Source organism: Bacillus sp. JJ864 (genome assembly GCF_036963045.1).
Classification (GTDB): Bacteria; Bacillota; Bacilli; order Bacillales; family Bacillaceae_G; genus Bacillus_A; species Bacillus_A pseudomycoides_C.
The window spans coordinates 1,274-5,363 of the sequence record NZ_JBALLY010000144.1; the positions used below are offsets into that span (position 1 = coordinate 1,274).

The window sequence follows — 4,090 nt, forward strand, 5'->3', positions numbered from 1 at the left end:
ATTAACTCCTTGCGCTGGAATAATATTAAAATCTATTAATACATAATTACGTCTTAAATATTCCTTCATTACTTGTAAATAATAATAATCAGAGATTCCTTCAGTTATTATATTAAAATCTCTTGAAAAACCTATATTTCTAGTAATATCTAAACCAATAGCAGTAATAATAGGTGTTAATGTAGTATAATCAGAACCCTTATGTACTTTATTTTCAACATAAGTATAAGTAAGTTCATCTTTTATTACTAAACTTACTCTATCTAAACGATCTGGATCTATAAAATACGGACTATGAGTAGTTATAACGATTTGATGTTTCTCAGATAAATTTATTAGCATTTCTAGCACATCTTGTTGTGCCTTAGCATGTAAAAATAAACCTGGCTCATCAATTAAAATTACTGAATTCTGTTTTTTCTCTGCATTTAATGTTATAAAAAAAGATAAAAACCATTGAAAACCTTGACTTCTTTGAGAAATGAAAAAAGGATTAATATCATCATTATCATCATATATTTCAAAATAAACTCTTTCTCCATCCGCATTCATCTTAATTTTAATTTTATCCTGATTATAATAATTTTGAAAATCACCAGTGACAGTTGTAGATATACTATTTATAAGCTTACTTCTTTCTTTACCAAATACATTAAACAAAGATTCTGGGTTACAAGAAGTTAAACTAAAAAAATTTTTAATAACAGATTTCTCAATATCCTCTTCAGTAATAAATTCTGGAAGATGATCTTCAAAAGAATTAAACAATATAATGTTAGGTATTAAATTATAAAGGAAAGATGAAAACTGGTCACCATCAATCATAAGGCTTTTAAAACCCCTATAAGAACTTTTTAAAGCATCTATAATTACATCATCACCATAATCATATTCATCCCCTTGTTCATCCCATATATTACTTCTCAAACAATCTAAAAATCCTCTGTACTCTGATAAATCTAGGTTAGAAGAACCATCTTTTCCATCAAAAATATTAACATCATAATCTGTACTCAAATCTTCTAATAAAGAATTAACAGACTTTATTATCGTATTAAATTTTTCTTCATTCATTTCATAAAATTTAACCCCTGCATTCAATACAACATCAGCTATATCACCAGAAAAATGTGTTAAACTACCACGTCTTTCGATTATAAATTCACTTATATTTTTTGAATACTTATATTGATTAGTGAAAATATTTTCTAATTCTTCTTTACCATCTACAACAAAACATACTTTTACAGATGGATCTTCATTACTATAATGGCACTTATCTTCTTCTATAAATTTATTATCACTAAAACTCTTTAATGCTTTTAAAACATTGGACTTTCCTGATTCATTTTTACCTGCCAATATATTGAATTTAGAATTTAAATAAAACCTTTTAGAATTTTTAATTGACCTAAAATTTCTAATTTCAACCCATTTTATCCTCATACATACACCCACTTACAAATATTTTCCTATACCTACTTCATTATTCTATCATCAATACACAAACTTAACATAGTTGACAAAAAATAATTTGTATATTAAAACATTCGAATGTAAAAGTTTAAATATTAGTTTACATTCAAATTCCCTACATTATTGACTTCATATCAATTCTCCTGATATCCTTAATTTACACAACAAAAGTATACATTCAAAACACTGTAAATAAAGAGGTAGAAAATCCATGAACAAAAAACCACATCTCATTGATGTCCAACCCATCCGTAGCAAAGAGCAGATCGAAGATATGAAATGGGCCCTCAAACGCCATTGTTCAGAACGAGACTATATTCTATTTCTAATAGGCATACATACCGGACTACGTGTCAGCGATCTACTCCAAATCGAAACCCAAACCATATTAAAATTAAAACAAAAAAAGAGAAAAGAATTCAAAATCAAAGAGGGGAAAACAAAGAAAGAACGCACAATTAATCTCACTTCTATTTTTGATGAAGTTAATTCATACGCCCAAACATTAGAAAACACCTGGTTATTTCCTTCTCGAAAAGGAGATAAACCAATTAGTAAGATCCAGGCTTATCGACAATTGCAAAAAGCCGGAGATTTTGCCGGTGTAGAGTCTATCGGCACTCATACCATGCGCAAAACATTCGGCTATTGGTTCTATAAACAAACAAAAGATGTGGCTATGTTACAAGAAATACTAAACCACAGCACACCACAAGTCACACTTAAATACATTGGAATTAATAAAGAAGAAAAAGATAATATTCTAGATACATTCTATATTTAACTTCTATTTTAATCTTCACTTCATACTTTTAAAAATAAATTCATATTAAAAATTACTTTATATTTTTAAACTTTCTCATTTCAAATAATAAACAAATGATTCTTTTTTATGTTAAAATTGGAAATATATGTACTGGATGGAGGGGGAACTATTGCATAAAATTATTAATATTATTTATGGATTATTACTTGTAGTATATACTTTATATTCTTTTTTTATGAAAGATGAAAGTGATTTGAAAATAATTATTTTATTAACAGTTTTACTTATTGTTTCAGTCAGTTTAGAAAAAAGTAAAATAAAAAATTGAATTTCAATCTCATTTTTGCAAAATTTCGCATAAAAAAGACAGCTATATAACCTAGCCGTCCTTTTTATGCATTCTTTATATTTATTATATTCAAAGGAGATATAATATGAAACTTTTAAAATCTTTATTATTTTTTATTGCACTTTTATTTATTATTCCTATTAATTTTGTTAACGCTTCTGATAATAAAATTGATTATTATACTATATTACTAAAAAACAAAAATGATTATGAAAACTTTAAAAAAACAATAAATAAAAATGATGTAGAAATAATTTATTCTGTTGAAGAAGTTGGTATGATGCAAGTTAAAACTAATGAAGATACTATTAAAAAATTAGGTTTCAGTTCTTTTGTTAAATCATATGGTAAATCAATAAGAACAGTGAAAAACAATTTAAACTCCAATCCACTAAATAATGATACTATACAAAATTCACAGTGGGATATGAAAAAAATAACAAACAATGGGGAAAGTTATAAAATATTTTCTGGAACAAAAAATGTAAGTGTCGGTATTATTGACACAGGTTTAGATATACATCATCCAGATCTAAAAGAAAATATTGTTAATGGTTCTAAAAATCTAGTTCCTATTGGAGGATTTAGAGGACAAGAATTAAATGAAAATGGTGATATTAATTATTTAAATGACCTTTCAGGTCACGGAACATATACTGCAGGACAAATTGCAGCAAATGGGAAATTAAAAGGAGTTGCTCCTGGAATTGGAATCAAAGCTTATAAAGTATTCGGGCAACAATCAGCTGAATCAATTTGGGTTATAAAGGCAATTATAGAAGCTTCTAAAGATGATGTTGATGTAATCAATTTAAGTTTAGGAGATTATCTTTTAAATGGAAATTACTCTTCAAATAATAAAATTATTTCAACTGATATTCCTGAAATAGAAGGTTATCAACGTGCAATTAACTTTGCAATAAAATCCGGTAGTGTTGTAGTCGCTGCTGCCGGTAATGATGGACTTGATGTTAAAGATAAAATTAAATTAAATAACTTTTTTAAATCTTATCTAGAACTAAATGGCCTTGAAAAAATTAATTTTACTGGTGAAATTTATGATATTCCAGCTAGTTTATCAGGTGTAGTGACAGTTTCCTCTACTGGTCCTACTAATGAACTTTCAATTTTCTCTAATTATGGAAAAAATTTTGTCGATATAGTTGCACCAGGTGGAGATTTTAGATTACTTAATAAATACGGTTCAGAATTTTGGTCTAAAAACAAATTATATGAAAAAGAACAAATATTAACCACTGCACCAAACGGAGATTACATTTATCAATCGGGAAATTCATTAGCTGCTCCTAAAGTTTCTGGAACTCTAGCCTTAATTATTGATAAAAATCATTTTAAAAATAAGCCAAATAAAGCAATCAATTTTCTTTATAACTACGGTGTAGATAAAAATAGTAATTTTGGTCATGGTACTCTTAATGTATATAAAGCTGTCACTCATTAATATTAATATAATTTAAAGTTTATAAAATAAAAAGGTG

The 4,090-nt window shown here is 26.8% G+C and carries 3 protein-coding genes; 2 read left to right on the forward strand and 1 reads right to left on the reverse strand.

What is annotated here, in order from left to right; all coding sequences use genetic code 11:
- Positions 1-1,446 (reverse strand): AAA family ATPase (locus tag V7024_RS19635; RefSeq protein WP_335522965.1); only part of this gene is annotated, 1,446 nt, incomplete at its 3' end.
- A 241-nt stretch (positions 1,447-1,687) separates the two neighbouring features.
- On the opposite strand from V7024_RS19635, the gene V7024_RS19640 reads away from it, so the two are divergent.
- Both V7024_RS19640 and V7024_RS19645 read left to right on the forward strand, forming a co-directional pair.
- Positions 1,688-2,260: a tyrosine-type recombinase/integrase gene (locus tag V7024_RS19640; RefSeq protein WP_335522967.1), complete on the forward strand. Its 573-nt coding sequence runs from the start codon at positions 1,688-1,690 to the stop codon at positions 2,258-2,260.
- 416 nt (positions 2,261-2,676) lie between these two features.
- Positions 2,677-4,053, forward strand: coding sequence for a S8 family peptidase (locus V7024_RS19645; RefSeq protein WP_335522969.1), 1,377 nt, complete (start codon positions 2,677-2,679; stop codon positions 4,051-4,053).
- Positions 4,054-4,090: the final 37 nt, after the last annotated feature.